This is a genomic window from Nocardia sp. NPDC056000 (assembly GCF_042269265.1).
Lineage (GTDB): Bacteria > Actinomycetota > Actinomycetes > Mycobacteriales > Mycobacteriaceae > Nocardia.
This window is the reverse complement of record NZ_JBHJXS010000008.1, coordinates 48,157-74,127: the sequence shown is the minus strand read 5'-3', so window position 1 is coordinate 74,127 and position 25,971 is coordinate 48,157. Positions and strand designations below refer to the sequence as shown.

General features: G+C 67.6%; 27 protein-coding genes. 9 read left to right on the top strand and 18 right to left on the bottom strand.

Annotation, left to right across the window (positions count from 1 at the left end; all coding sequences use genetic code 11):
• Positions 1-435: 435 nt before the first annotated feature.
• A complete protein-coding gene (locus ACFC4D_RS23645; RefSeq protein ID WP_376066639.1) occupies positions 436-1,581 on the top strand; it encodes a lipase family protein in 1,146 nt (381 codons plus the stop codon).
• Between the two features lie 114 nt (positions 1,582-1,695).
• Positions 1,696-2,172, top strand: coding sequence for a DUF1772 domain-containing protein (locus ACFC4D_RS23640; protein WP_375964128.1), 477 nt, complete (start codon positions 1,696-1,698; stop codon positions 2,170-2,172).
• Between the two features lie 94 nt (positions 2,173-2,266).
• Here the strand turns inward: ACFC4D_RS23640 and ACFC4D_RS23635 are convergent, their stop codons facing one another.
• The 5 genes from ACFC4D_RS23635 to uraD all read right to left on the bottom strand — a co-directional run bounded on the left by ACFC4D_RS23635 (position 2,267) and on the right by uraD (position 8,386).
• Complete coding sequence (locus ACFC4D_RS23635) at positions 2,267-5,056, bottom strand: molybdopterin-dependent oxidoreductase (RefSeq protein ID WP_376066638.1); 2,790 nt, start codon at positions 5,054-5,056, stop codon at positions 2,267-2,269.
• Positions 5,053-5,868: an FAD binding domain-containing protein gene (locus tag ACFC4D_RS23630; protein ID WP_376066636.1), complete on the bottom strand. Its 816-nt coding sequence runs from the start codon at positions 5,866-5,868 to the stop codon at positions 5,053-5,055. Before ACFC4D_RS23630 ends, ACFC4D_RS23635 begins: the two co-directional genes overlap by 4 nt.
• A gap of 225 nt (positions 5,869-6,093) precedes the next feature.
• Positions 6,094-7,557, bottom strand: coding sequence for an 8-oxoguanine deaminase (locus ACFC4D_RS23625; RefSeq protein ID WP_376066633.1), 1,464 nt, complete (start codon positions 7,555-7,557; stop codon positions 6,094-6,096).
• Positions 7,558-7,562: 5 nt separating this feature from the next.
• Entirely contained in the window at positions 7,563-7,880 is a 318-nt protein-coding gene (uraH, locus tag ACFC4D_RS23620; RefSeq protein WP_375964118.1) for a hydroxyisourate hydrolase, read from the bottom strand.
• Positions 7,877-8,386: a 2-oxo-4-hydroxy-4-carboxy-5-ureidoimidazoline decarboxylase gene (uraD, locus tag ACFC4D_RS23615; RefSeq protein WP_376066632.1), complete on the bottom strand. Its 510-nt coding sequence runs from the start codon at positions 8,384-8,386 to the stop codon at positions 7,877-7,879. The genes uraH and uraD overlap by 4 nt, the downstream gene beginning before the upstream one ends.
• Before the next feature lie 78 nt (positions 8,387-8,464).
• Here uraD and ACFC4D_RS23610 point away from each other — a divergent pair, with 78 nt between their 5' ends.
• Both ACFC4D_RS23610 and ACFC4D_RS23605 read left to right on the top strand, forming a co-directional pair.
• Complete coding sequence (locus ACFC4D_RS23610) at positions 8,465-9,265, top strand: NTP transferase domain-containing protein (protein WP_376066630.1); 801 nt, start codon at positions 8,465-8,467, stop codon at positions 9,263-9,265.
• A 13-nt stretch (positions 9,266-9,278) separates the two neighbouring features.
• Positions 9,279-10,301 (top strand): XdhC family protein, encoded by a 1,023-nt coding sequence (locus ACFC4D_RS23605; RefSeq protein ID WP_375964114.1) that lies wholly within the window; start codon positions 9,279-9,281, stop codon positions 10,299-10,301.
• A gap of 19 nt (positions 10,302-10,320) precedes the next feature.
• On the opposite strand, the gene ACFC4D_RS23600 is transcribed toward ACFC4D_RS23605, so the two are convergent.
• Both ACFC4D_RS23600 and ACFC4D_RS23595 read right to left on the bottom strand, forming a co-directional pair.
• Complete coding sequence (locus ACFC4D_RS23600) at positions 10,321-11,424, bottom strand: ABC transporter substrate-binding protein (RefSeq protein ID WP_376066629.1); 1,104 nt, start codon at positions 11,422-11,424, stop codon at positions 10,321-10,323.
• 89 nt (positions 11,425-11,513) lie between these two features.
• A complete protein-coding gene (locus ACFC4D_RS23595; protein WP_376066628.1) occupies positions 11,514-12,122 on the bottom strand; it encodes a helix-turn-helix domain-containing protein in 609 nt (202 codons plus the stop codon).
• A gap of 57 nt (positions 12,123-12,179) precedes the next feature.
• On the opposite strand from ACFC4D_RS23595, the gene ACFC4D_RS23590 reads away from it, so the two are divergent.
• Positions 12,180-12,545 carry a DUF4345 family protein gene (locus tag ACFC4D_RS23590; protein WP_376066627.1) on the top strand — a complete coding sequence of 122 codons (366 nt, stop codon included), beginning with the start codon at positions 12,180-12,182 and terminating at the stop codon, positions 12,543-12,545.
• Here the strand turns inward: ACFC4D_RS23590 and ACFC4D_RS23585 are convergent, their stop codons facing one another.
• The 11 genes from ACFC4D_RS23585 to ACFC4D_RS23535 form a co-directional block, all read right to left on the bottom strand.
• Positions 12,546-13,349 carry an ABC transporter permease gene (locus ACFC4D_RS23585; protein ID WP_375964105.1) on the bottom strand — a complete coding sequence of 268 codons (804 nt, stop codon included), beginning with the start codon at positions 13,347-13,349 and terminating at the stop codon, positions 12,546-12,548.
• Positions 13,346-14,167 (bottom strand): ABC transporter permease, encoded by an 822-nt coding sequence (locus ACFC4D_RS23580; RefSeq protein WP_376066624.1) that lies wholly within the window; start codon positions 14,165-14,167, stop codon positions 13,346-13,348. Before ACFC4D_RS23580 ends, ACFC4D_RS23585 begins: the two co-directional genes overlap by 4 nt.
• Positions 14,164-14,958: an ABC transporter ATP-binding protein gene (locus ACFC4D_RS23575; RefSeq protein ID WP_375964101.1), complete on the bottom strand. Its 795-nt coding sequence runs from the start codon at positions 14,956-14,958 to the stop codon at positions 14,164-14,166. Before ACFC4D_RS23575 ends, ACFC4D_RS23580 begins: the two co-directional genes overlap by 4 nt.
• Positions 14,959-15,057: 99 nt before the next feature.
• Positions 15,058-15,465, bottom strand: coding sequence for a hypothetical protein (locus ACFC4D_RS23570; RefSeq protein ID WP_376066622.1), 408 nt, complete (start codon positions 15,463-15,465; stop codon positions 15,058-15,060).
• Between the two features lie 115 nt (positions 15,466-15,580).
• The gene (locus tag ACFC4D_RS23565; protein ID WP_375964097.1) at positions 15,581-16,513 is read right to left on the bottom strand and encodes a hexose kinase; all 933 of its coding nucleotides are present in this window, start codon (positions 16,511-16,513) and stop codon (positions 15,581-15,583) included.
• 106 nt (positions 16,514-16,619) lie between these two features.
• Positions 16,620-17,468: a class II fructose-bisphosphate aldolase gene (locus tag ACFC4D_RS23560; RefSeq protein WP_364649375.1), complete on the bottom strand. Its 849-nt coding sequence runs from the start codon at positions 17,466-17,468 to the stop codon at positions 16,620-16,622.
• Positions 17,469-17,476: 8 nt separating this feature from the next.
• On the bottom strand, positions 17,477-18,517 hold the full coding sequence (locus ACFC4D_RS23555) for a PfkB family carbohydrate kinase (RefSeq protein ID WP_376066619.1): 1,041 nt from the start codon (positions 18,515-18,517) through the stop codon (positions 17,477-17,479).
• Positions 18,514-19,689, bottom strand: coding sequence for an N-acetylglucosamine-6-phosphate deacetylase (locus ACFC4D_RS23550; RefSeq protein WP_376066616.1), 1,176 nt, complete (start codon positions 19,687-19,689; stop codon positions 18,514-18,516). The genes ACFC4D_RS23555 and ACFC4D_RS23550 overlap by 4 nt, the downstream gene beginning before the upstream one ends.
• Positions 19,690-19,732: 43 nt before the next feature.
• Positions 19,733-19,921 (bottom strand): hypothetical protein, encoded by a 189-nt coding sequence (locus ACFC4D_RS23545; protein ID WP_376066614.1) that lies wholly within the window; start codon positions 19,919-19,921, stop codon positions 19,733-19,735.
• Positions 19,922-19,999: 78 nt separating this feature from the next.
• Complete coding sequence (locus ACFC4D_RS23540) at positions 20,000-20,983, bottom strand: ROK family protein (RefSeq protein ID WP_376066612.1); 984 nt, start codon at positions 20,981-20,983, stop codon at positions 20,000-20,002.
• Between the two features lie 44 nt (positions 20,984-21,027).
• Entirely contained in the window at positions 21,028-21,972 is a 945-nt protein-coding gene (locus ACFC4D_RS23535) for an SIS domain-containing protein (RefSeq protein WP_376066610.1), read from the bottom strand.
• A 120-nt stretch (positions 21,973-22,092) separates the two neighbouring features.
• Between ACFC4D_RS23535 and ACFC4D_RS23530 the strand changes: the two genes are divergently transcribed.
• Genes ACFC4D_RS23530 through ACFC4D_RS23515 form a run of 4 tightly spaced genes read left to right on the top strand, consistent with a single transcriptional unit; the run spans position 22,093 to position 25,905 of the window.
• Complete coding sequence (locus ACFC4D_RS23530) at positions 22,093-23,346, top strand: extracellular solute-binding protein (protein WP_376066609.1); 1,254 nt, start codon at positions 22,093-22,095, stop codon at positions 23,344-23,346.
• Entirely contained in the window at positions 23,343-24,239 is an 897-nt protein-coding gene (locus ACFC4D_RS23525) for a carbohydrate ABC transporter permease (RefSeq protein ID WP_375964083.1), read from the top strand. Before ACFC4D_RS23530 ends, ACFC4D_RS23525 begins: the two co-directional genes overlap by 4 nt.
• On the top strand, positions 24,236-25,120 hold the full coding sequence (locus tag ACFC4D_RS23520) for a carbohydrate ABC transporter permease (RefSeq protein ID WP_376066606.1): 885 nt from the start codon (positions 24,236-24,238) through the stop codon (positions 25,118-25,120). Before ACFC4D_RS23525 ends, ACFC4D_RS23520 begins: the two co-directional genes overlap by 4 nt.
• On the top strand, positions 25,117-25,905 hold the full coding sequence (locus ACFC4D_RS23515; protein ID WP_376066604.1) for a DeoR/GlpR family DNA-binding transcription regulator: 789 nt from the start codon (positions 25,117-25,119) through the stop codon (positions 25,903-25,905). Before ACFC4D_RS23520 ends, ACFC4D_RS23515 begins: the two co-directional genes overlap by 4 nt.
• Positions 25,906-25,971: the final 66 nt, after the last annotated feature.

Genomic DNA, 25,971 nt, shown 5'->3' with positions numbered 1-25,971 from the left:
TCGGTTGCCCCGCCGGTCGAACCCTCTCGCGATGATTCGGACACTGCTGGAGCGGCAATTTGCAGGCTTGCTATGCCCGCGAGGTGTACTTCCACACGATGGCACAGGAAAAAATGTCCGTCTACCTGTTGCAAGTGTGAATCCCGGCTAGCTTTGGCCCTGCTTTTGCTAATGCTGCGAAATTTGCTTGTTAATTGCAGCCGGGAGATCTACTTGCGAGTAGCTCTGACGTGCAGTTTTGCATAACGCCCGTACTGTTTGGGTGACGACGGCCACCGGCACGCGACGCGCCGATGGACGGCGAGCTGTGAGGACCTTCACAATCGATTGTGATCTTGATGGCTGTGGGGCACACCACCCGGGGTACCCCAAAGGCCCTAATCTGGACACGCGTCCAGCGCAGGTGCGACGTCAGAGAACCTAAGGAGAGCTTCGATGCGGAAACGATGGCTGTGCACAACGGCCCTGGCCGCCACTTCGATCGCGGCGCTGGTCAGCGTGCCGAGCGCGATGGCAGCCCCTGCCACCGAGATCGGCGCGGTGAGTTCGGTGGAACCGCTCGCACCGGCCGCCGTACTGCCCGGCTCGGCCCGCGCGGAACGCATTCTCTACGGCAGCACCACCGTGGGCGACCGACCCACAACCACGAGTGCCGCGGTTTACTTCCCGCCCGGTGACGCGCCCGCCGGGGGCTGGCCGGTGATCGCCTGGGCGCACGGCACCATCGGCCTCGGCGACGAGTGCGCGTACTCCATCGCCGGTCCGGGTGCGCGCGAACGGGATTGGGCCTACCTGGGCACCTGGTTGAAGCAGGGCTACGCGATCGTGGCCGCCGACTACGCCGGATTGGGCACCCCGGGCGATCATCCGTACCTCAACGGCACGGTCGAGGCGCATAACGTGGTGGACGCGGTCAAGGCCGCGACCAGCCACTATTCCTCGCTGTCGCATAAGTGGGCGGTGGTCGGCCAGTCCCAGGGCGGCGGTGCGGCGGTCTTCACCGCGCGCTACGCGACCGAATTCGGTGCACCGGGACTCGATTACCGGGGTGCGGTCGGCACCGGCGTACCGGCCTATATCGAGGACATTCTGCTGCCGCTGGGCCCGGGCGTGCCACCGGCCAAGCTGCCGCCGCACAGCACCGGATATGTGCTGTACATCCTGAACGGCCTGCGTACGACGTATCCGGAGCTGAATATCGAGTCGTACCTGACCGATTCGGGCCGGTACTGGCTCGATCACGCGAACACCTCCTGCCTGGAGGCGCTCGGCGAGGAGTTGAGCGCGGGCAATGTGGTCGTCGGGGATCTGTTCTCGCGCCCGCTGTCACAGATCCCGGATCTGCCCGGTGTGCTGACCCGGGTGATGGGACTGCCCGAATCCGGTTATGACAAGCCGCTTTTCCTGGGCCAGGGCCTGCTGGACACCGATGTCATCACCCCGGCGACGCTGGCGTTCGCGGCGCGCTTGCAGGCGGGCGGGCAGCCGGTCACGCTGCACACCTATCCGACCAATCACGACGGCACCGTGAATGCCTCGCTGCCGGACTCGGTTCCGTTCGTGCGCAATCTCTTTGCCTGATCAACGCCGGTTTCCGGACTGAAATCTAGCAACGCTAGACAACATAGCTGAGCTACTGTTATGGTTGCTCCAGTTCCTAGCGTTGCTAGATATCAATCGGAAGAGGCACCCGACATGCTCACCACCACCGGCCAGATCCTCGCCATCGCCGCCATCCTCGCCAACGGGGCCGTCTACGGCACCGATATCTCCGCGACCGCCATCACCCGCTCGGTCAACAAGCACCTCGACGACGCGGCCGTGACGATCGCCGCCGGCTGGGGGCACTACTACGGCGATAAGCGGATGCCGATCTTCGGCGCGGGCGGCGTCGTCACCGCCGTGCTGACCACCGCGGCCGCCCTGCTGTCGGGCCATTTCGGCGCGGCCATCGCGGCGGGGATCGCGGTGCTGGCCCTGGTGAGCTGGCTCGGCTTCTACGTCCGCGTCGCCAAGCCGGTCAACACCGCACAGACCGCCGCCGCGAAATCCGGTGTCATTCCCGCGAATGCCCGTGCGCTGCAGGATCGCTGGGACAGCATCCTCCCCTACCGGGTCGGACTCCAGGCCGTGGCGCTGGCCGGACTGGGTATCGCGGTCGCCCTGTTCTGATCGGTCACGATCGCACCACGCTGATCAGTCACGATCGCACCGCATTGATCGGTCGGGGACCACACGGTCCCGGCCCGTCACGACCGCACGGTCATCAGCCCCGCACCCCCAGGTGCGGGGCCGCTGTCGTCCGGGCATCACGCAGCAGCCGCCAGATTCGATCCGCGGTCATCGGAAGCTGTTGCGGGCGAACGCCAATCGCGTCCCGGATGGCATTGGCGAGCGCCGGGGCCACCGGGTTGTACGGGGATTCGCTCATGGATTTCGCGCCCAGCGGGCCGAGCGGATCGGCGGTCTCCGCGAACAGCACCTCGGTGCGGGGCAGGTCGGAGAGCTGCGGAAGGTGGTAGTGCCGCAGGGTTTTCGTGCGGACCTCACCCTGTTCGACGCGGATCTCCTCATACAGCGCCGAGCCGATGGCCTGCGCCACCCCGCCCTCCACCTGACCGCGGCATTGCACCGGATTCAGGACCGTACCCGCGTCGGCGGCCTGCACCGAGTGCAGGATGCGCACCTCACCGGTATCCGGCTGCACCGCGACGCGGAAGGCGTGCACATTGAAGGAGACCGAGCGCGGGGTGCCGTCGTGGGTGGCGGTGGCGGTGAGTTCACCGTCCGCGACAAGTGTTGCGGCGGTGAGGAATCGGCCGTCGACGCGAATGCCACCGGGTTCGAAGATGTGCCGGTCGGCGTCCGCCCCGGTAAGGGCGACCGCCCTACGCAGGACGTGTTCGCGAAGTTGTGCACAGGCGGCGTGCACAGCGCGACCGGCGACGGTGATGCCGGTGGAACCGAAAGCGCCGGTGTCATGGGCGGTGACATCGGTATCGGCGTGCCGGATGACGATATGCGCGATATCGGTGCCCAATACGGTGGCGGCGATCTGGGCCAGGACGGTGGTGGTGCCATTGCCGAATTCGGCTGTGCCCGCGCGTAGTTCGACCGTTCCATCGGCGAGCAGGGTGGCATGCGCGGTGGAGGTGTGGCCGCGCGGCGGGACGGTGGCGATCATGGCGGGGGCCATACCCTCGCCGATCAGCCAGTCCGGGCCGGGGGCGGGTACGCCGTTACCGCGCCGCAGCGCCTGTTCGGCCAGGTCCAGGCATTGGTCGAGGCCGTAGCTGGCGATGGTGAGATCCGGTTCGGCGTGGCCCGCACCGCCGATGAGTTCGTCACCGGCCCGCACCAGATTGCGGCGGCGGAATTCGAAGGGGTCCATGCCGATTCGGCGGGCGAGTTCGTCGAGGGCGGATTCGACGCCGAACATGACCTGGCCGAGGCCGTAGCCGCGGAACGCGCCGGAGGGGACATTGTTGGTGTAGACCGCGTGCCCGTCGACGCGCTTGTTCGGGCAGCGGTAGATGGCGACGGATTCCCCGACGCCGTGGAAAAGCACTCCGGCGCTGTGGTTTCCGTAGGCTCCGGCATCGGCGAGCACATCGACCGCGAGTGCGGTGAGCAGGCCGTCGGCATCGGCCCCGGCGGTGACCCGCACGCGCATGGGATGGCGGCAGGTGGTCAGGAATTCATCGGATCTGGTCAGCTCGTACTGCACCGGCAGTCCGGTCTTCAATACGGCCAGGGCCACCAAGTCCTCGGTGAACATCTCCTGTTTCGCGCCGAAGCCGCTGCCCACGCGCGTGGCGAAAACCCTTATGCCCGAACGCTCGAGCCCGAACAACCGGCACAGTTCATCGCGCACCAGGAACGGCACCTGGGTGCTGGTGCGCAGTACCAGCCGCCCGTCCCGATCCAGCCAGCCGATGCTGCCGTGCGTCTCCAGGTGCACATGCTGCACCCGGTGCGTCCGCCACTCCCCCTGCACCACCTCGACGGCCGCGCTCAGCCCGGCGGTGACATCCCCGACCCGGCCCTGCGCGGCGGCGACCACATTGCGCCCGGGATCGGCTATCCGCGACTCCGGCCCCTTCTCGGCATGCAGCAGCGGCGCCTGCTCCGCGAGCGCCTCCTCCGGGTCGAAAACCGCTGGTAACAGCTCATATTCGACTCTGATCGCACGACACCCCGCCCGCGCGGCCGCCAGCGAATCCGCCACCACGGCCGCCACTCGCTGGCCCCGGAACCGCACGATCCGATCGAGCATCACCGTATCGTCCGGATCGTCCTCGCGGATCTCATGGCGCGCAGTGGAATACAACAGATCCGGCACATCGGCATGCGTGAATACCGCCCGCACCCCCGGAACAGCCTCCGCCCCAGCGGTATCGATCGACACGATCCGCGCATGCGCATGCGGACTCCGCACCACCTCCAGCCGCAACACCTCCCCCGGCGGCACCTTCCCCGAATCCTGCTCCCCCATATCGACATCCATCGTGAACGGCTCCACCCCGCGCACAATCCGCCCACCCGCGAGCGCCCCGACCCCGGCCCCCACCCCGTCCGACCGCGAGCCGCAAGGGACGGTCGCATCATTCGGGGCACAGCCGGGGCGGCCGGAGGTGAGCGCATCGGTGATGGCGCGGTAGCCGGTGCAGCGGCAGAGGTTGCCTTTGAGTTTTTCGGGGAGGGTGGCGGGGGTGAGGTCGCCCGTTCGCTCCAATTCGGTTGCGGTGACCAGCATTCCGGCGGTGCAGAAGCCGCATTGGAAGGCGGCGTTCTCGATGAATCGGCGTTGCAGGTCTGTTGGTTCAGCCGTGCCGAGTCCGGCGGCGGTGGTGATGGTGTGACCTTCCGCCCGGTGGGCGGGGTAGACGCAGGAGTGCACGGCCGCGCCGTCGACCAGGACGGTGCACGCGCCGCAGTCGCCGGCGTCGCAACCTTTCTTCGGGGCCTGGTGGCCGGTTTCGCGCAGGAGGGTGCGCAGGCATTGCCCCGGGCGAGCGGCGCGGTCCACCGCTTCGCCGTCGACCTGGAATCTCATGGCCGCCGGCCCAATTCGGCGAGCACCTCGGCGGCGAGGCGGCCGCTCATCTCCCGCCGCCAGTCGGGCGCACCGTGCGGATCGTCGTACCAGAGCGCGGAATTCAGCTCCGCGACCTTTGCCGACAGTTCGCCGATGGTCGGCAACGAGTAGAACTCGAGCACCACCGGCCGGGTGGTCCCGGCGCTGAGGGTGATCACGGACGCATCGTCGGCATCGCGGCGGCCCATGACCACCACTCCCGATCGGCCGAGCGGGGCGAGCGCGAGCTTGCGGAATGCGGTGCGCGAGCGCAGATTCGACTCCGGTATCCGAATGGCCCGCAGCATTTCACCGGGCATGAGGACGGTCTCCCCCACGCCGGTCACGAAGTGCGACAGCGGAATCCATTGATCGCCGCGCGGTCCCCAGACCAGCCCGAATCCGCCGAGTGCGGTCAAGGCCGCCGCCACCGCGCCCGCCGGGAGCGCCAGGCAGACATTCCCGCCGACCGTGGCCGTGCGCCGGATCTTGTGCGAGGCGACCAGCGCGCCGCAGGCCTGCTCGAACAGCCGCACCGCACCCCAGCGCGCGGGGTACTCCCCCGTGGCCAATTCATCGAGTGTGCAGGTGGCGGCGATTTCCAGCCCCGCGTCATCGATGGTGAGCGGTGGCCATCCCAGGCGCGTGATATCGATCAGCTTTTCCAGGTGATCCTGTGGTTCGGAGTACAGCCAGGTACCTCCGGCGAGCACCGCCGTGCCCGCGCCCAATCCCTTCAGATCCGCCCGTTCGCGGGCGATCAGCACCTCTCGGATCGTATCCAGATCCATTGTCATCACCTGCTCTCACCTGCGGGGCCGTCCCCGCGCCAGCTGGTAACGACTTCCCTTTCAGATTACGAGCCACGAGTTGCGCGGAGATTGCGACACCCCTCACACCTGTTTCGTGCGGGTAACTCTTCCCCATGATCCGATCATCCGACCATTCCGTCCCACCGCATACCCCGATCGCGGCGGCCGCGTACCGGGATCGCGGCCGAGTCTCCGAAGGTGGCGTCAGCCCGCCTTGGCCACCAGGGCGGCTTGAGCGCGGGCGACGTCACGACCGACCTGTTCTTCGTCGACGGTCCGAATTTCGCCGTGGCGCACCACGATTCGGCCGTTCACCAGCAGCGCGGCCAGCGGCGGAGCCGAACCCAGGATCAGCGCGGTGACCGGATCCTCGATGCCCGCGTGCGCGGGTGTCGACAGATCCCAGAGCGCGAGGTCCGCGAGTTTTCCGGGTTCGATGGAGCCGATTTCGGTTGCGCGGCCGAGGGTTCGGGCTCCGCCCATCGTGGCCATCGCCAGTGCGGTGCGTACCGACAGCGCCTGTGGACCGCCGCGCTGGCGGGCGAAGAACAGCGCGTTGCGGGGTTCCTCGATGAGCGAACTCGCCTCATTGCTGGCCGCGCCGTCCACACCGAGTCCGACGGGGACCCCGGCGGCGAGCAGGTCGGCGGTGCGGGCGATGCCCGCGCCGAGACGACCGTTGGAGGTGGGGCAGTGTGCGACGCCGGTGCCGGAGCGGGCCATGGTCGCGATGGCGCTGTCGTCGAGGTGAATGGCGTGCGCCCACCACACATCGGGCCCGACCCAGCCGAGTTTGTCCATGTATTCGGCGGGCGTGACGCCGTGCGTGGCGAGGCAGTACTCCTGCTCGTCCATGGTTTCGGCGACGTGCGTATGCAGCCGGACCCCGAGTTCCCTTGCCAGCAGCGCGGATTCGCGCAGCAGATCCGCGGATACGGAGAACGGCGAGCACGGTGCGAGCGCGATGCGCAGCATGGAGTCGAAGCCGGGGTCGTGGTATCGGGCGACCGCGTCCGCACTGGCCGCGAGAATGTCGTCCAGGGTCTCGACCACCGAATCCGGCGGCAGCCCGCCCGCGCTGCGGCCCAGATCCATCGAGCCCCGGCAGGGCTGGAAGCGCAACCCGACCTGTGCGGCTGCATCGATCTCGGCGGCCAGCAGATCACCAGCGTCACGCGGAAAGACGTAGTGATGATCGGTGGTCGTGGTGCAGCCGGTGCGCGCCAGCGAGGCGAGTCCACCGGTGGCGGCGATCCGGGTGGCGTCTGCGTCTATCCCCGCCCAGATCGGATAGAGCGCGGTGAGCCATTCGAACAGCGTGGCATCGGGCACCAGCCCGCGTGTGACCCATTGGTAGAGGTGATGGTGGGTATTGATCAGACCGGGCGTGAGCAGGCAGCCCCGCCCGTCGATGCGCGTGGCCCCCGGCACGTCGGGCGCGGGCCCCGCTCCCAGCACCTCGATGCGATTACCGCGCACGATGACATGCCCGTCCCGATATTCGGTTCCGGCCGCGTCGACGGTGGCGATGGCGCAGCCGTCGATAATCAGTACGCCGACGTCACCGGCCGATGCCGCCGCGTCACGGGCCGATGCCGCGCCACTGCCGACCCGCGCGTGCGCGCTCACCGGCGCTCCGTCATTGTGCTGTGCGGCAGCGGCATTCATGGGGCTCAGCTCCCTCGATAGGTGGAGTACGCGAAGGGTGAGAGCAGCAGTGGCACGTGGTAGTGCCGGTCCCCGGTGACGGTGAAGGCGATGATCACCTCAGGGTAGAACGCGTCGATGCCCTGCGCGGTGAAATAGCCACCGGTGTCGAAGCGCAGCCGATAGTCGCCGATCGGCAGTTCGGCGAGTGCGCCGACGCGCCCGTCGGCGTCGGTGCGGCCGGTGGCCAATTCGGTTCCGTCCCAGGCGAACAGCGTCACGGTGACGTCGGCGGCGGGTGTGCCGAGGACCGCGTCCAGGACGTGGGTGCTCAGTGTGCTCATGCGTCATCTCCCGCATCGAGCAACCGCCGCAGCCGGATTCGATTGATCTTCACCAATTCCTCTCGCACGATGCGCCTTTCGGTATCCGGGTCGTTTCCGAGCCGAGCGGTGAGCGTGGCCAGCAGTTCGGCAGGCGTCCGCCCGGTGGCGCACACCAGGTACACCTGCCCGAATTTTGCCTCGTAGTCGCGGTTCCCGGCGGCGATCGCGGCGCGCACGGCGGTGTCGGCGTCGGCCATTCCGGCTTGTTCGCGCGCGGAGGCGGCGCTGTCCGGGCGATCGCCGATGCGCGGGTGCCCGGACAGGGCACGTTCCATTTCACTTTGGGAGATCTCACGGAGTTCCGCATCGGCGGCGCGCAGCAGTTCGTCGATTCCGGCGAAGGGCCGCCGCGCGGCGACGGCGCGCGCCCAGGCGGGTGAGGAGCAGCAGGTCAGCAGTAATTCCACCGCCGCCGCCTCGGGTAGCGCGGTGAATTCGTCGAGGCCGATCGGGTTGTCCGTCATCGCCTCCAGCATCGGTGATGGCAACCGCGCCCGCCACTCGAGGGGCGAAGATCATCGCCCGGGGTTACCCTGCCCAGCATGACCCCCGAACGCTGTGACGGCATCGTGCTGGCGGCGGGCGCAGGCACCCGCTACGGCATGCCGAAAGCGCTGGCCGAGGATGGCGCGTGGTTGCGCACGGCGGTGCACGCACTGCGGGCGGGCGGGTGTGCGCGAGTCTTCGTGGTGCTGGGTGCGACCGGCCCGGCGCAGCGCGATGGCGAATCCGGTTCCGGCCCAGGCCGGCTCGTCTCGCAAACGCCCCGCATCCCGGTGCCCGCGGGCGCGTATCCGGTGTGGGCGTCGGATTGGGCGACCGGGGTGAGCGCCTCGATGAAGGCGGGTCTGGCGGCTGTATCGGCCGCGCCGAGTCTCGTGACCGCGCCCGCATCGCCTTCGGGAATCGCCTTTCCACCGGGCGAAATCACACCCGGCGAATTCATTGCGGCGCGGACTGCTGCCGACGGTATTACCTCTGCGGGGAATACTGCGAACGATAATTCCCGCACCGGGAGCATTAGCGTTCCGGACATGATTTCCGGCCCGCCGAGTCACGTCGCGATCATGCCGGTGGATACGCCCGATGTCGGCCCGGATGTGGTGCGCCGGGTGATCGAGGCGGCGCGCACCGCCGAGAGCGGTTTGGCGCGCGCCTTTTTCGGGAAGACTCCGGGACATCCGGTGGTATTGGGCCGCGCGCATTGGGCCGACGTGATGGTGAATGCCACAGGAAATTATGGGGCGGGGACTTATTTGCGAGGAAGAGCGGATATGGTGTGCGTCACGTGTGATGACCTAGCGACGGGGATCGACCGGGACTACCCGTGCGGCACACGGTGATCGGGAGCTAGTGATGCGCGATATCGTCGACGACCTGCTACGGGTGTGGCACAGCGGCCGGACGGGCGGGCTCGCCACGCTGGTGCGCACGATGGGTTCCACTCCGCTTCCGATCGGCGCGGCCATGGTGGTCGACGCGGAGGGCCGGGCCTTCGGGTCGGTATCGGCGGGTTGCGCCGAGGCGGCCGCGTACGAGGCGGCGGTGGAGGCGGCGCGCACCGGTCGCCGCGGTCTGCATCGTTTCGCCCCGGGCAGTGGCCTCGATGCCGGTATGGATTGCGGCGGCACCCTGGATGTCTTCACGGAACCGTTCTCGCGCAGGCATTTTCCGGAATTCCCGGATGTGGCGGCGGATATCGCGGCGCAGCGGCAGGTCACCGTTTTCACGGTGGTGTGGCATTCGGATCCGGATGTGATCGGGCAGCATCTGATCACCGATCGCAAGCACGGCACCGAGCTGGTGTCACTGCCGGATTCGGATGTGTTCGTCTCCTCGTTCACCCGGCCGCCGCGCCTGATCATCGTGGGGGCCAATGCGATTGCCGGTGCGCTGGCGATTCAGGCCCGGCTGCTCGGTTATCGGGTGACGGTGTGCGATGCCCGGCCCACCTTCGCCAATGCCGATGCCTATCCCGGCTGCGAGGTGGTGGTGGATTGGCCGCACCGCTATCTCAATACGCTCGCCGCGGCGGGTGAGATCAATTCCAGCACAGCGGTTGTGGTGCTCTCGCATGACGCGAAGTTCGAGATACCGCTGCTGACGATCGCTTTGCGACTACCCGAGCTCGGGTTCCTGGCAGCGCTGGGTTCCCGGGCCGCGAACGCGCATCGGATGGAGGCCCTGCAGGCGGGCGGTTTCGACGACGAGACGCTGTCCCGACTGCATGCCCCGGCGGGGCTGGATCTGGGTGCGCGCACCCCCGCCGAGACCGCGGTCTCGATCACCGCCGAACTGCTGGCGACCCGGAACAGCACCAGCGCGGAGCCGCTGTCGAGCCTGGGCGGCCCGCCGCAGCGGCACACGCTGGTGTCGTAACTCCCGGGATCCGAAATCCTCAGCCCTGCTTGAGTTCCGGATGTTCCGCGTAGACCTCTTTCAGAATCGACATATCGAACAGCTTGTCGGCCGTGATATCGATCTTGGCCTTGCCCAGCGCGGTGATGTTGTGCGCGATCAACGCGTCGCTCATGGTGAACAGTCCGTCGAACTGGGTTTCCGGTGACACCACCAGCGCATTCTGCGCGATCGCCTCTTTCTTCTGCTCTTCCAGATCCAGGCGCTGATCCTTGCCGTACACCTCGACGGCCAGTCGCGCGGATTCGGCCGGATTGGCCACCGCGTCCCGCCAGCCCTTGATGTCGGCGACCAGCCACGCCTTCAATTTCTCGCGCTCATTGTCGATGGTGTGCTGGCTGACGGTGAGCGTTTCCGCGGTGAGCGGCAGTCCGTAATCGGCGAACATGAAGTTGGAGTTCGCGAATCCCTTGGCGCTCAGGGTGATCGGCTCATTGGTGACGTAGCTGACCCAGCCGTCCACCTCACCGTTGGCGAGCGGGCTCGGATCGAATTGCGCGGGCACGATGGTGACATCGTTGGGCGTCATGCCGTTGGCGGTGAGCAGGGCGTTGAAAATCAGCTGATTGGTGTCCTGCACACCGATTTTGCGGCCCTTCATATCCTGGGGTGAGTTGATGGGTTTGGCGGCCGAGCTCACGATGCAGAACGGATTCTTCTGATAGGTCGCGCCGACGATCTTGGCGTTCAAGCCCTCCAAGACGGCAGGCGCGGTGGTCTGCGGCGCGGACATGCCGATCCAGATCTTCCCGGTGCCCAGGCCCGCCTCCACCGAGGTGCTGGCCGCGCCACCGGCGACCAGATTCACCGAGCCGAATCCGGCGTCCTTGAAATACCCCTTCGAATCCGCGAAGTACTCACCCGCGAATTCGATGTTCTTCAGCCAGGACAGCTGCACCGCGACGGTCCCGTACTTGGATCCGTCGGCGGTGCTGCCGTTACCCGAGCTCGACGAGTCCTTTCCGCACGCGGCGAGCAGGCCACCGCCGGCGACCAGTGCGCCGGTGAGCCCGGCGGCGCGAAGGAAGGATCGCCGATCCATGGACAAGGGAGAAACCGAACCCGGCTGACGCAAACGACTCATGTACCGAACCTAGGGCCATTCAGTTTCGATTATTTTGCTTTCGCCGACGTATTTGTGTGCGCCAGGTTAACTAACGCGCGATGGGCGACTCAGGGTTCGTCACCACACACCACCAATCGCGTGTTCGGCAGCAGCGCACCGGCGGTCAGCCCGAACATGGCGTGGAAGGTATCGCTGAAATGGCTCGGTGAGGCGAATCCGGCGTCGACGGCCGCGGTGGTGAAATCGGCTCCGCCCGCCACCGCGCGCATGACCTGCGCCATGCGCGCCCAGTTCCGGTAGCGGCGGAAGCTGGTGCCGGTCTCGGCGGAGAACAGGTGCAGGAATCGCGAGACCGAGAGATTGGCGTCGGCGGCCAGTTCGGCGGCGGCCGGGTTCATCGCGATATCGGCGCGAACCGTCTTCAGCGCGGCCGTGATTCGCGCGTCCATCGCGACCGGATCGATGTAGTGGAACAGCATGCGCTCACCGCCCGCGATCACCTGATGGGTGGTGCGCGGCGGGATCAGCGCACTGCGCAGCACCTGTTCGTCATCGCCGATGCGCAGCGTGAACGGCGCGTCGACACCGATGACGAGGCAGTGCACCGAACCGGAGTGCGGATCCAGGCGCAGCGACGGCCCGAGGTAGACCGCATACCCCGGCCCGAGCCACACCGTGGCCGGGTAGCACGTTTCCGGAAGCGGGTCGGCGGGCACAGCGCCGATCATCGCATGGTGACCGCAGCGGGCGGCGCATCGTTTCCGGGAGGTCCCATGGGCACCGTTCTGATCCTCGTCGTCGCGGCGTTCTTCCTGCTGATGGGCCTGTACGCGCTGGCCGTGCCCGCGGCGCTGGCGCAGCCGTTCGATATTCGCATCGAGTCGCCGGTGGCGCGTTCGGAGATCCGGGCCGTCTACGGCGGGTTCGGGCTGGCCATCGCGGCGCTGCTGGGCGCGGCCGCCGCCGACGTGGGCGATATCCGCCCGGGCGCGGTCGTCGCGGTGGCGGCGGCGCTGGGCGGAATGGCGTTGGGGCGCATCACCTCCCGGTTGCTGGGCGATGCCACCGGCTTCTATCCCAACTGGTTCTACTGCGGTGTGGAGATCGCCGCCGCGGGTCTGCTGATGCTCGCGCTGTGACTAATCACGGCCCTGTTGCGGAGCGAACCGCGCCAGCACGAGTTTCTCCAGCACGCCGACCACCGCGTACGCGAACACCGAGACCACGGTGACCAGCGCGATGGACGCCCACAGCCGGTTGTACTGGAACGTCGGGATGGCGCGGATCAGCCCCGCGCCCAATCCCGTTCCGCTGCCCAGCCATTCGCCGAGCAGCGCGCCGATGAGCGCACCCGGAACCGAGACCCGGGCGGCCGCGAACACCGAGGGCAGCGCCGCGGGCACGGACACCATGCGCATGGCGGTCCAGCGCGAACCGCCGTACGCGGCAACGAGTTCCATCGCCTGCTTCGGCGCTCCGCGCAACGCCGTCATGATCATGACGAGCGCCGGGAAGAACACCACGATGGCCGCCATGACGGTGACGCCGAGCAGCCCGCGCCCGAATACCAGCACGATGATCGGGGTCAGTGCGACCAGCGGCACCGATCGCAGCAGCATGGCCACCGGCAGGAACGCCTGCGATACCGCCGGAACGCCGACGAACAGCGCCGCCACCGCGAGCGCACCGCCGAGCCCGGCGATGAAGCCGATTCCCGCGTCGCGCAGCGTGATTCGCAGCTCCGCGAAGATGGCGTGCCGGGCGGTCCCGGAGGTGGGGCCGGTGACCAGGTACTTCCACACATCGCCCGGACTCTTGCCGACCAGCCCGACCTGTGGATAGAGCTGTAGGAAGCCGTACCAGAGCACGACCAGCAGAATCAGCGAAACCACCAGCGGCAGTAGGAATCCGGCAATGGGCCGCAGGATGTTCAGGGCTTTCATCGCACCTCTGCTCGGGTCCAGGGCAGGGCGGCGCGGGCGATCAGGGCGACCACCGCGTATCCGAGCCCGGCGAGTGCGGCGGCGGCCAGGGCCATGCCCCAGGTGCGCGGCACGTTATACGCGGTCTGCGCGGCGGTCAGCGCGACGCCGATACCGCTGTCCACCCCGCCCAGATATTCGCCGATGATCGCGCCGAGCACCGCCGAGGGTGCGGCGATCTTCAACGCCGCCAAGGTATTCGGCAGCGCCGACACCAATTGCACGCGCCGCATGCGCTGCCAGCGGCCGCCGCCGTAGGCGCGCACCAGGTCCAGGCTGGTGCCGTCGGCCGAGCGCAGACCGGAGACCGCGCCGACCATGGTCGGGAAGAAGCAGTACATGGCGGCCAGGAAGACGGTCGGCGTGCGCCCGCCGAAGACCACCAGGATGATCGGCCCGAGCGCGAGCAGCGGGGTGCAGTAGCTCAGGATGGCCAGCTGGGTGACGAGCATTTCGATCGGCGGGATCAGCACCACCAGCAGCGCCAGCACGATAGCGAGGGTGTTCCCCCAGACGAAACCTTGGAGCGCGCCCCAGGCGGTCACCTTGAAATTCGGCCCGTACAGCGACCAGCCGTCGGTGTACATGGTGTGCAGCACCTGCCACGGCCCGGGCACGGTGCCGTTGGCCACGTGCAGTGCGGCGAGCACCGCCCACACTCCCACCAGGATCACGATGCCCGCGAGGCCGCCGAGCGTGGAGATGCGCAGTTGCCCGCGCAGCACGCTCAGCGCACCGCGCGGCTCATCTCGCACCGATTCGGTTGCCGTACTTGTCATTCGGTCACCACCCCGCCCTGTCCGGTGCGCCCGAACAGCAGTTCGGAGAGATAGTCGCAGAGTTTGTGGAATTCGGTGGTGCGCATCATTTCCGGGGTGCGCGGGCGCGGCAGATCGATATCGACCACCTCGACCACGCGGCCCGGGCGCGGGCTCATCACCGCGACCACATCGGAGAGGAAGACGGCTTCGGCGATGCCGTGCGTGACCATCAGTGTGGTGGCGGGCTTTTCGGTCCAGATGCGCAGCAGTTCCAGGTTGAGCCGCTGCCGGGTCATATCGTCGAGTGCGCCGAAGGGTTCGTCCAGCAGCAGGATCTTGGGTTTCACCACCAGCGCGCGGGCGATCGAAACCCGTTGCCGCATACCGCCGGAGAGCTGCGCGGGTTTGGCCTTCTCGAAGCCCTCGAGTCCGACCAGGGCGATCAGGTCCGCGATCAGGCCGGGATCGGCGGGCAGTCCGGCGACCTGCAGCGGCAGTTTGATATTGGATTCCACGGTGCGCCAGGGCAGGAGCGCCGAATCCTGGAAGGCGATGCCGAATTCATGTCTGCGCCGCAGTTCGGCGGGTGTCTCACCATTGATGCGGGCGGTGCCCGCGCTCGGGGTGTCGAGTCCGGCGAGAATGCGCAGGATGGTGGATTTCCCGCAGCCGGACGGGCCGAGCAACGACAGGAACGCGCCCTCGTCGGTATGCAGGTCGACCGAATCCAGTGCGGCGACGCTGCGCCGCCCGGAGCGGAAGGTCTTGCTCAAACCGCTGATGTGTATGCCTGTTCCGCCCGAGCTCATAGGGTCACGATAGGAGCAGGGAATTGCACCGAGATTGCGAATCGGCAGACTGGATTTCGAGCCTGTTACGACTGACGCCCGAATCCGGTTACCGAACCCTCACCAGCCGGACGGTTCGAACCAGTCGCGGGCTTCCCGGCGAAACAGCAGCACTATCACCACGAGCGAGGTGATCGGCCCGAGCGGCCCCGGCGGATGCCCGTCGGTGATCGACGGCACCGTCCACAGCATATTGAGCACGGCCAGCAGAATCGCGCCGATGCGCACCGACTGCCCCTCGGACTGAAAGGTCAACGCCACCAGCCCGAGCAGCCACGCCGGTATGAATGGAATCGCGGTCTGGATGGCGGAACTACTTCCCAGCAACCAGCCGGAGGACGCCGTGCACAGCATTCCGACCAGGGCCATGAGCACCGCGATGAACTGTGCCGCGCGCACCGCCCGCGGCATCCGGTACGTCTCGTCCACTCCCTGTCCGTGGTCGGACGGGGTCCGCAGATCCGGCATCCCAGCGAATTTACCCCGCCGCGCCGGGCCGATCCGGTCACCACGCCGCCGCGCGAGAGTGCCGTGCGCCACCTGTCCACAGTCATGCACAGCCGCCGTGGGGATTACCCGCTAACTATGAGCGAGCGGCCACCGGCTCCAATTCGGTGACTCGAACGGTCGGCATCAAGCGGTCGCGCAGTACCCGGTCGATCTCCCCCGCGACCGGAATGACAACGGCGGCGGCCGAAGTGGCGACGGCGTCGGTGAGCAGGGCGGGCCAGTTGGGGGTGCGGGTGCCCGCGAGGCCCGCGATGATGGCCGCCACCGCGGCGTCGCCCGCGCCGGTGGGGTTGCCCGCGAGGGGTTCGGGCAGGGCGGCGGACCACGCGCGATTGGCGGTGACCGCGATCATGCCCGCACCGCCGCGGGTCACGATGACCGCGCCCGCGCCGTCGGCGATGAGCGGGTCGACCGCCGCCAGCACCTCCGGGACGGTGGTGGCGGGGCGGCCGGTGAGTCGTTCCAGCTCTTCGGTATTGGGGGTCAGGATGATCCCGGGTACCCGCGCGGAGAGTTCCAGCGCCGCCCCGTCGAGGTCGCAGATGGTAGGCACCCCGGCGTGCACGGCGGTGCGGGCGAGTTCGGCGGGCAGGCCGGGATCGACACCGCCGGGTAGTGATCCGGCGATGACCATGCCGCTCATATCCGAGAGCATGCCCGCGACCCGCACCCGCAGTTGATCGACCGCGTGCGGTTCGGAGATGCGCGGCCCGGGTTCCCAGAGCGCGGTGGCGGTACCGTCCCCGGATTCGCTGATCACCACGGTGCGCCGCACCCAGGGCAGGGCGTGCACGAAGTCGACGGGCATCTCCAATTCGGCCGCGGCGGCGAAGGAGTGGTCGGAGAATCCGGTGGCGCGGGCGTATTTGCCCAGCTGATTCAGTACCCGATTGACATTGATGCCGCGGCCGCCGAGCCGCTGATCCACCGAGCGCACCCGGTGTGCGCGGCCCCGTTCGAACTGCTCGACCCGATAGGTCATGTCGTAGGCGGGGTTCATGGTCACGGTGAGGATCACCCTGACAACTAGTTCATGTCAGCACAACGGGCGCAAGACCCAAACCTCGCGAATGGGCAGTGAAAGGGTTCGCAAAGGCGGCAGTCCGGGCCGATCAGTTCGGTACGGCCCGCAGGATTCTGGTGCCGAGTACGCGGAGGTGATGTTCCACATCGCGCTGTATGCCGATCCGCCCCGGGCCCAGATACTTTCGCGGATCGGAGCTGGCAGGGGCCGCCGCCAGCGCGGTGCGGACCGCTTCGGTGAGCGCGATATTCAGCCGGGTGCCGATATTGATCTTCACCATGCCGTGCCGCACGGCAGACCGCAGGCCATCATCGGGCACACCGGAGGAACCGTGCAAGACCAACGGGATATCCAGCGCCTTCGCCAACCTCGCAATGAGATCGGTGTCCAGGGTCGCGGCGCGGGTCTGCATGGCGTGCGTCGAACCGACCGCGACGGCGAGCGCGTCCACCCCGGTCGCGGCGGCGAAGGCCACCGCCTCGTCCGGATCGGTGCGCACGCCCGGGACGTGCGCGCCGTTCTTGCCGCCGACCTCACCCAGTTCGGCCTCGACGTAGACCTCGCGCTCATGACACCAGCGCGCGATCTCCGCTGTGACAGCGACATTCTCGGCATAGTCGAGCGCCGCCCCGTCGTACATGACCGAGCCGATCCCGACCTCGACGGCCTCCTTGATCAGGTCGATCTCGGTGGCATGGTCCAGATGCACCGCGAGCGCCGCCGAACTGTCCTGCGCGATCTGCAGGCAGGCGCGGGCCAGCGGTTTCACACTCCCGTGATAGCGCGCGGTGTTCTCCGAAATCTGCAGGATCGCGGGCCTTTCCACGGCTTCCGCGGCGGCGGCGATGGCCTCGGCGTGTTCGAGGGTGATCACATTGAACGCGCCGAGTCCGCCCGGCCGGGCCAGTTCGATCAGTCGTGGAATCGGGGTGAGCATGAATTCTCCTAGTAGAGCCAGGTGTTCCACTCCCGCACCCGGATCTCCGGAATGAGGCGGGCGCGTAGGTCGAGATCGATCTCCCCCGCCACCGGCCGGGCCACGGCCGCGGCGGAGGTTGCCACCACCTCGGCGACCAGTGCGGGCCAATCGAGTTCGGGCGCACCGAGCCACCCGGGCGGGACGGTCGCCAGAAACGGCAGCTCCGGCGGAATATGGCGCGGAAGTTGGGGCAGCGCCGCCAACCCCGCGATGAGCGCGGCGGCGGCCGCATCCCCCGCCCCGGTCGGATTCCCGCTGATCTCGGCGGGTGGCGCGGCGGACCAGCCCTTACCGCGCACCATCGCGAACACCCCGTCCCGGCCGCGCGTCGCGACGATCACCGCCGCCCCCGACTTCTGTAGCGGCTGCACCACATCCAGCAACCGCCCTGGATCGTCCGGCACAGCTCCGACCGGCGCGGCACGGTCGCCCGCGACCCCGCCCAGTAGCGCGGCGAGTTCGTCCGCGTTCGGCATGAGCACGACGCCCTCGACCTTGGCGGCCTGCCGCAGGGCTTCGCCGTCGACGTCGCAGATGACCGGGACGTCGGCGCGGATCGCGAGGCGGGCCAGGGTGGCGGGGAAGGCGGGGTCGAGACCGGCGGGTAGTGAGCCGGAGATGACCAGGCCGCGTGCCTGCGGCAGCCGGGCGGCGATGCGGTCTTTCAGGTCGTCGGGGGCGGCCGGATCATTCAGTGCCGCACCGGGTTCCCACAGGCCGGTGGTGGTGCCGTCGGCCTCGCTGAGTACGACGGTGCGCCGCACGAACGGGAGCGCTTCGACGAAGTCGACCGGCAGTTCCGCTGCGGCCGCGCGGGCGAAGGCCGCATCGGCGAATCCCATCGCCACGACCTCGTGTCCGAGCGCGCGAAGCACCCGCGCGACATTCAGGCCCTTACCGCCGACTCGCTGTTCGACCTCCGGAATGCGCTGTACCGCAGCGTATTCGAACTTCGCCAGCCGATAGGTCAGGTCGTAGGCCGGATTCATGGTGACGGTAAGGATCATGACAACCACCGCCCGCGATGCAGTACCCGGCGCAATGCCAATTTCTCGTCCACGGCGATGATGTCGGCGTATCCGCCCGGTTTGAGATCCCCGATATCGGTGAGCCCGGCGGTGGTCGCGGGCGTCATGGTCGCGGCGCGCACCGAATCATCAAGGGACGCACCGCATTCCCACACCGCCCAGGCCACGCAGCGCAGCAGATGCGCCGTGCCACCGGCGATGGACCCGCTCGCGATGCGCGCCACACCCTCGCTGACCTGAACCTCCTGCGGACCGAGCCGGTACGCGCCGTCCGGCATTCCGGCCGCGGACATGGCATCGGTGATGAGTGCGATCCGCTGCGGGGCGGCGGCGAAAACCAGTGCGCCGAAACCGGCGTCGACATGCACCCCGTCACCGATGAGTTCCACGGTGGCGTGCCCGCGCGCGGCGGCCGCGACGGCCGCAGCCACCGGCCCGCCCGATCGATGATGCAGTGGCCGCATTCCATTGGCGAGATGCGTGACCGAGCGGGCAACACCGTTGGGCTGCACGGCATCCCGGAAGACTCCGAACTCGGCGTCGGTATGCCCGAGCGAGACGGTCACCCCGTGATCGGCGAGCAGACTCGCCACGGTGGCGTACCCGTCCCGTTCGGGTGCCATGGTCATGATGCGCAGATGCCCGCCCGCGGCTTCGAGCAACCGCCGCGCCAGCACCGGATCGGGATCACTGAGATAGCGCGCATCCTGTGCACCACAACGTGTTTCGGACAGGAACGGCCCCTCGGCATAGATCCCGCCGATCACCCCGTCCTGCGCCAGCTCCCGCAGCGCCGCCGCCTGCGCGACCATATCGTCGGGCGCGGCCGTAACTATCCCCGCCAGCACGGTGGTGCTCCCCCGCGACCGGTGATACGCCGCCGCCCCGGCGGCCTCCTCCTGATCGACCGTATCGAACCGATGCCCCGCCCCACCGTGCACATGAATGTCCACCAACCCCGGCAACAGCATCCCCTCGAACGGCAACTCCCCCGACCCCGGATGCGTCACCGCCCACTGCTCATGCGTCCGCACCGCGATAATCCGTTCCCCCAGAACAGATATCACCCCATCCTCAACCACATGGCTCGGCGCGAAAACCCGCCCGCGAATATGCACCCCGGCATCCACCGCGAAGCTAGGCACACTCACCGCAGCGTCCTCGACTTCAGCCTTCCGCCGCGACCTGCTCCGACTAGACCGGCTCATACCCCCACCCCATCCATATATCGCCCGGCACCACGCCGCCCGCCGTCACATCGCCCGGCGTCACCTCGACCGCCGTCCAGTCGCCCGGCATCACGCCGCCCGTCCTCCAGTCGCCCGGCGTCACGTCGCCCGCGGTCACATCGCCCGGCGTCGCAGCGCGACCGCCCCTCGTCATCCCGGCGTGCTCTTGGCCGGGATCCACACCGGCCGCGCACCAGCGGATTTCGGTGCGATGGTGAGCTCAGCCCGCACCTCATGCCAGCACTCCGTACCGGGCGAAGAGCGCCGCGCCGGTAAGTCCCGCGCGAGCGCCGAAGGCTCCCAACACCACTTCGGGCGCGGGAACGACGCGCAGTCGCGCGGCGAGCGCATCGCGCAGCGGTTGGGCGAGCGCTTCACCCGCACCGGCGAGACCGCCGCCCAGCACGATGCGTTCGGGGCAGGCGGCGTGGATGACACCGAGCAAGCCGTCCGCGAGTGCGTCGACGGCATCGTCCACCACGGCGCGCGCGTGCTCGTCGTACGCGCGCGTACCGCCATCGCGGACGTCGGTATCGTCCCCGGCATCCGCAAGTCGCTCGAATACCATTGCCGCGCTGTCACATTCGATACCCGTCCGCCGAGTGTAGGCGCGCGCTATGGCGGCGGCCGAGGCGACCGTTTCCACGCAGCCGGTATTGCCGCAGGGACAGGGCAGTCCGTCCGGCCGCACCGCGATATGCCCGTACTCCCCGGCCTGCCCGATCCCGCCGCGCACGAATCGCCCTCCGACGGAGAGGGTTCCGCTGATCCCGGTGCCGATGATGACCACGCACACACTGTCCCGGTCACCGCCAGCCCCGAAGCGCCATTCGGCCCATCCGGCGGCCGCCACATCGTGTTCGATCACCACCGGCATGGCCCACCGTTCGGTGAAGCGCGAGCCGACTTCGATATCCCGCCATCCCACGTTCGCGCTGAACACCGCGATGGAGTTGGCTGTATCGACCACCCCGGGCAACAGCACCGCCGCCCGCTCCACGCGCGCCCGCTCCGATTCGGAGAGCTTGTCCAGCAACGCGTCTCCGAGCGTCAGCATGGCGTCGAAGGCGGCCGGACCGCGCGGGGTGGCGACATCACCGGCGGCGAGCACCGCGCCCGCGGCATCGCTGATCTCGGCCTTGATGGTGGTGCCGCCGACGTCGAGGCCCAGTACCAGGGCCTGCGGGCCGAGTCCGATGACGGGTTGCAGGTTCATATCGGGCTCCGATCGGACGAACACGCTCAGGCTCACATCATGACTCAGAAATCGAGGACCACTGAGCGAGTGAGGCTACGCGGATGATCGGGATCCAGCCCGATATCGGCGGCACGAAGTACGCAGAGCCGATGTACTCGAACCAGATCCGCCATCGGATCGATATCCCGATGCTCGAGGTGCGCGCCGGTGGCGGCGATATCGGCGGTGAAGCCGGGCAGCAGCGGTCCGAGCGCCCAGACCGCGCGGCCGGGCGCGGCAATGCTGATCGGCCCGTGCCGGTATTCGGTGGCGAGATAGGACTCGGTCCAGGACTGGCAGGATTCGCGCAGTTTGAGCGCGGCCTCGTCCGCGAGCGCGGCCGCGAATCCCATTCCGGTGAAGGTGATCTGGTCGGCGTACCGCACGTCGGCGAGCCCGCTCGCGGGCTCCTCGGCCAATACCGCGCGAGCCTGCGCGATCACCGGGGTGAGGTCTTCCCCCAAACTCCAGCGCAGGATGGCCAGCGTGGTGGTGGCGAACCGGGTCTGCACCACCGAGCGCTCGTCCACCTCGTCGATGAGGATCGAATCGCCAAGAGCGAGAACGGGTGTGCCCGGGCTCGAGCAGATGATCACGCGCGGTGTCCCGGCCGGGAGCGCGCGCACCGCGTCGATCACCTCGGTGGTGGTGCCGGAGCGGCAGATGATGACGTAGCGGTCGTACTCGCGCCCGATCGGCGGTTGCCCGGCGGGCCAGGCGTCGGTGAGTCCGTGTCCGGCGCGCTCGCGCAGCGCGGCGTAGGCCCGCGCCATGAAAAGCGAGGTGCCGCAACCGATCGCGGCCACGCGTTCGCCGGATGCGGGCAGCAGTGCGCGATTTCGCTCGGCGATGACCCGCGCGTGGACCCAGTTGTCCGGCTGCGAGGCGATCTCGGTGGAGAGGTGGGTGGCTGGGGTGTGTTCGGCGGAGGACAGCACCAGCCCAGCGTGCGCCCAGTGATCGTTCATGTCAAATTTACAGCCAAAGTAGTCACAATCAATCACGGCTGGGTTAGATTCGACAACGATCACCCGGTCGACCCATCATCCCCCGTTTGACCCGGGTGTGTGTATCGAAAGGTTCGACAAGTGAAAAGACGTCTCCATCGGACACTCACCGGCGTAGCCGTGCTCACCGCGGCGGTGCTGGCCACCTCGTCCTGCGGCTTCGGTTCCAAGAGCTCCGACGATAACGACCCGAACACCGTCAAACTGCTCGTGCCCTCCTACAGCGATGGCGCGCACGGCACCAAGGCGCTGTGGGACAACATCATCAGCGGATTCCACGACAAGAATCCGGGCATCAAGGTCGATCTCCAGATCGAGTCCTGGAACAGCATCAATGACGTGGTGCGCACCAAACTGCAATCGCAGTCCACCACCCCGGACATCCTGAACATCGACGCGTACTCCACCTTCGCCAAGGACAAACTGCTCTACTCGGCCAAGGAGGTCACCTCCGACGCCACCCTGGCCGATATCCAGCCCGCCTTCGCACAGAACGCGACCATCGACGGAACCCAGTGGGCACTACCGCTGTTCGCCTCCACCCGCACGCTGTTCTACAACTCCGAGCTATTCGAGAAGGCCGGCATCACCACCCCGCCCAAGACCTGGGCCGAACTCACCGACGACGCCAAGAAGATCCAGGCGCTCGGCGGCGGCGTCTCCGGTTACGGGCTGCCGCTGGGAAGTGAAGAGGCGCAGGGCGAAACCTCCATCTGGACCTTCGGCGCGGGCGGAAACTGGTCCGACGGCGGCAATCTCACCATCGACACCCCGCAGAACCTGGCCGGCGTGAAGGCCATGAAGGCGATCGCCGATGCCGGTGTGACACAGCCGAATCCGGGCGCGACCGACCGCAAGGACGTGATCAACGCCTTCATCCAGGGCAAGATCGGCATGATCGAGGGCCTGCCCCCGGTGCTCGGCATGATCAGCGATAAGAATCCGGCGCTGAAGTACGCCACCGCGCCCTCGCCCACCGAGACCGGCGCACCCGTCACACTCGGCGTGGCCGATCATCTGATGGCGTTCAAGAAGGACGGCAAGAAGCAGGACTCCATCCGAAAGTTCCTGGACTACTTCTACACCGCCGACGTGTACTCGAACTTCGTCAAGAGCGAGCACTTCATTCCGATCACCAAGAGCGCGGTCACCGCATTGGCCGACGATCCGGTGACCAAGATCTTCGCCGCCACCCTCCCGGTCGCGAAGTTCTACCCGAGCAACAATCCCAAATGGGGTGCGGTGCAGGGCGCGATCAAACAGCAGATGGGCACCATCGCGCAGGGCGCGGATCCGGCCGATGTGCTGAAGAAGATCACGCAGGCGGCGAGTTGAGCAGGCGGACAACACGATTCACGGCGGGGCTGGCCGCCCTGCCGTGGATCGGCCCGGTGCTGGTGCTGATCGCGGCGATCGTGGTCTTCCCGGCCGGGTACATGCTGTGGACCAGCACCCGGGCGCTGAGCCCGTACGGGCAGGATCAGGGGCCGGCCGGATTCGCCAACTACCGCAGGCTTTTCGCGATTCCGGAGCTCGGGCCGATCCTGGTGCACACGGTGGTGTGGGTGGTGGCGGTGGTCGGATTGACGCTGCTGCTCTCGGCCGCGCTGGCGCAATTCCTGAACAAGGATTTCCCGGGCCGCACCGCGGTGCGCATGGCGGTGCTGGTGCCGTGGGCGGCGTCGGTGGTGATGACGACGACGATCTTCTACTACCTGCTCGATCCGGATGTCGGCATCGTGAACCGGTTCCTGGTCGATATCGGCCTGCTCGATCGCGGTTACGGTTTCACCAAACAGCCGACGCAGGCGTTCATCGTGGCGGTCGTGGTCGGCGTATTCGTCTCGGTGCCCTTCACCACGTACACGATTCTGGCCGGACTGCAATCGATTCCGGCCGAGGTGCAGGAGGCGGGCCGGGTGGACGGCGCGAATTCCTGGCAGCGCTACCGGCACATCACGCTGCCGCAGCTGCGCCCGGCGATCGCGGTCGCCGCCATCATCAACATCATCAACGTCTTCAATTCGCTGCCCATCCTGCAGGTCCTGACGGGCAGCATCGCGGGCTTCTCCGCCGACACCACAACCACCTTGACGTTCAAGCTGATTCGGCAGAACCAGCAGGTCGATACGGCCGCCGCCATGAGCGTGCTGAACTTCGTGCTGATCGTGGTGATCATCGCGATCTACGTGAAGGTGATCCGCCCGACCGAGCAGGTGGACGCATGACGATCGCAGCGCCGCTGCCGCACGAACAGCGCAAGCCGGACGCCCGCGCACCGCGACGCAAGCGGCGGCGCTGGGAGCTCACCGCGGTGGGTGTCCTACTCGCGGCGATCTTCCTGATCCCGTACATCGTGATGGTGCTGGGTTCGCTGAAATCGCGCGCCGAGATCCTGCACATCCCGCCGACGTATCTGCCGCAGCAGTGGCATCCGGACAACTACTCCACCATGTGGAACACCCCGGAAACCCCGCTGGCGTTCAATATGGTCAGCACCATCGTCATCTCGGTGGCGGCAACCCTGCTGGTCCTCCTCGTGGCGATCCCCGCCGCGTATTACACCGCGCGCCGCCGCTTTCCGGGCCGCGTGGCCTTCCTGGGCCTGGTGCTGATCACCCAGATGCTGCAACCGACCGTGCTGGTGACCGGCCTGATCCGGGAGTTCTTCACCCTCGGCATCAATGACACCTGGCTGGCCATGATCCTGGTGAACTCCGCCTTCAACCTGTCCTTCGCGGTCTGGATCCTGCACAGCTTCTTCGCTTCGGTCCCGGTCGAGATCGAGGAGGCCGCCCAACTCGACGGCCTGTCCCGCCTGCAAATCCTCACCCGGGTCAGCCTGCCCCTGGTCTGGCCCGGCATCGTGACCGCCACCATCTTCACAGTGGTCGCCTGCTGGAACGAATTCGCCGCCAGCCTGGTCATTCTCACCACCCCGGAGAACCAGCCGCTCTCCGTAGCCCTCACCAAATTCATCGGCCAATACGACACGGCTTGGCAATACGTCTTCGCCATCTCTACGGTCGGTATCGTGCCGGTCGTCATCCTCTTCGCAATTATCGAAAAACGCCTGGTCGCCGGTCTCACCGCGGGAAGCGTGAAATGACCGCAGCGGCCGATAGGCCCATGCGCTGGAACCGTCTGCTGGAGTTGCTCGCCGAGGCGGGGCGGCTCTCGGTGGAGGAGGCGTCCGAGCGACTCGGCGTCTCCCCCGCCACGGTGCGGCGGGACTTCACGGCGCTGGCCGAGCAGCAGTTGGCGACGCGGACGCACGGGGGGATCGTGGCCACCTCGGTGGCCTATGACCTGCCCGCGCGGTATCGGCTCGGGGATGAGGCCAAGCAGCGGATCGCGGAACATGCTGCGGGGCTTATCGATACGCATGCGGTGGTGGGGTTGAACGGGGGGACGACGACCACCGCGGTCGCGCGGGCGCTGGCTACGCGGCCGGATTTGGCGGCGGCTACCGATGAGCGGTTGACGCTGGTCACCAATGCGCTCAATATCGCGGCGGAGATGGTGTTGCGGCCGTATCTGCGGACCATCTGCCTGGGCGGGATGGCGCGGCGGGAGTCGTATGAGCTGCATGGGCCGCTGGCCGAGCGGTCGCTGGCCGAATTGCGGTTGGACACGGTGATTCTCGGGGTGAACGCGATCTCGGTGGAGGGTGGGGCACAGTGCACCCATCTGGACGAGTCGGGGGTGAACGCCGAAATGGTGCGGCGCGCACAGCATGTCATCGCGGTGGCGACCTCGGACAAACTGCATCGCACCGCGCTGGCGCGGATCTGTCCCATCGACCGGATTCACGTGCTGGTCACCGACAGCGATGCCGATCCGGAATCGGTGGCCGAACTGCGCGCCGCCGGGGTCCGGGTGGACCTCGTCTGAGCCAGTGAAAACCGGAACTTCCCCGGGTACTGCCGCGTCCAGATTGAATGATTGTTAATGATCGAT

What these genes read in the sequence shown, in the direction of transcription:
- ACFC4D_RS23645 (WP_376066639.1), top strand. Translation starts at nt 436, where the DNA reads ATGCGGAAACGATGGCTGTGCACAACGGCCCTGGCCGCCACTTCGATC.
- ACFC4D_RS23640 (WP_375964128.1), top strand. Translation starts at nt 1,696, where the DNA reads ATGCTCACCACCACCGGCCAGATCCTCGCCATCGCCGCCATCCTCGCC.
- ACFC4D_RS23635 (WP_376066638.1), bottom strand. Translation starts at nt 5,056, where the DNA reads ATGAGATTCCAGGTCGACGGCGAAGCGGTGGACCGCGCCGCTCGCCCG.
- ACFC4D_RS23630 (WP_376066636.1), bottom strand. Translation starts at nt 5,868, where the DNA reads ATGGATCTGGATACGATCCGAGAGGTGCTGATCGCCCGCGAACGGGCG.
- ACFC4D_RS23625 (WP_376066633.1), bottom strand. Translation starts at nt 7,557, where the DNA reads ATGAATGCCGCTGCCGCACAGCACAATGACGGAGCGCCGGTGAGCGCG.
- uraH (WP_375964118.1), bottom strand. Translation starts at nt 7,880, where the DNA reads ATGAGCACACTGAGCACCCACGTCCTGGACGCGGTCCTCGGCACACCC.
- uraD (WP_376066632.1), bottom strand. Translation starts at nt 8,386, where the DNA reads ATGACGGACAACCCGATCGGCCTCGACGAATTCACCGCGCTACCCGAG.
- ACFC4D_RS23610 (WP_376066630.1), top strand. Translation starts at nt 8,465, where the DNA reads ATGACCCCCGAACGCTGTGACGGCATCGTGCTGGCGGCGGGCGCAGGC.
- ACFC4D_RS23605 (WP_375964114.1), top strand. Translation starts at nt 9,279, where the DNA reads ATGCGCGATATCGTCGACGACCTGCTACGGGTGTGGCACAGCGGCCGG.
- ACFC4D_RS23600 (WP_376066629.1), bottom strand. Translation starts at nt 11,424, where the DNA reads ATGAGTCGTTTGCGTCAGCCGGGTTCGGTTTCTCCCTTGTCCATGGAT.
- ACFC4D_RS23590 (WP_376066627.1), top strand. Translation starts at nt 12,180, where the DNA reads ATGGGCACCGTTCTGATCCTCGTCGTCGCGGCGTTCTTCCTGCTGATG.
- ACFC4D_RS23585 (WP_375964105.1), bottom strand. Translation starts at nt 13,349, where the DNA reads ATGAAAGCCCTGAACATCCTGCGGCCCATTGCCGGATTCCTACTGCCG.
- ACFC4D_RS23580 (WP_376066624.1), bottom strand. Translation starts at nt 14,167, where the DNA reads ATGACAAGTACGGCAACCGAATCGGTGCGAGATGAGCCGCGCGGTGCG.
- ACFC4D_RS23575 (WP_375964101.1), bottom strand. Translation starts at nt 14,958, where the DNA reads ATGAGCTCGGGCGGAACAGGCATACACATCAGCGGTTTGAGCAAGACC.
- ACFC4D_RS23570 (WP_376066622.1), bottom strand. Translation starts at nt 15,465, where the DNA reads ATGCCGGATCTGCGGACCCCGTCCGACCACGGACAGGGAGTGGACGAG.
- ACFC4D_RS23560 (WP_364649375.1), bottom strand. Translation starts at nt 17,468, where the DNA reads ATGCTCACCCCGATTCCACGACTGATCGAACTGGCCCGGCCGGGCGGA.
- ACFC4D_RS23555 (WP_376066619.1), bottom strand. Translation starts at nt 18,517, where the DNA reads ATGATCCTTACCGTCACCATGAATCCGGCCTACGACCTGACCTATCGG.
- ACFC4D_RS23545 (WP_376066614.1), bottom strand. Translation starts at nt 19,921, where the DNA reads ATGACGAGGGGCGGTCGCGCTGCGACGCCGGGCGATGTGACCGCGGGC.
- ACFC4D_RS23540 (WP_376066612.1), bottom strand. Translation starts at nt 20,983, where the DNA reads ATGAACCTGCAACCCGTCATCGGACTCGGCCCGCAGGCCCTGGTACTG.
- ACFC4D_RS23535 (WP_376066610.1), bottom strand. Translation starts at nt 21,972, where the DNA reads ATGAACGATCACTGGGCGCACGCTGGGCTGGTGCTGTCCTCCGCCGAA.
- ACFC4D_RS23520 (WP_376066606.1), top strand. Translation starts at nt 24,236, where the DNA reads ATGACGATCGCAGCGCCGCTGCCGCACGAACAGCGCAAGCCGGACGCC.
- ACFC4D_RS23515 (WP_376066604.1), top strand. Translation starts at nt 25,117, where the DNA reads ATGACCGCAGCGGCCGATAGGCCCATGCGCTGGAACCGTCTGCTGGAG.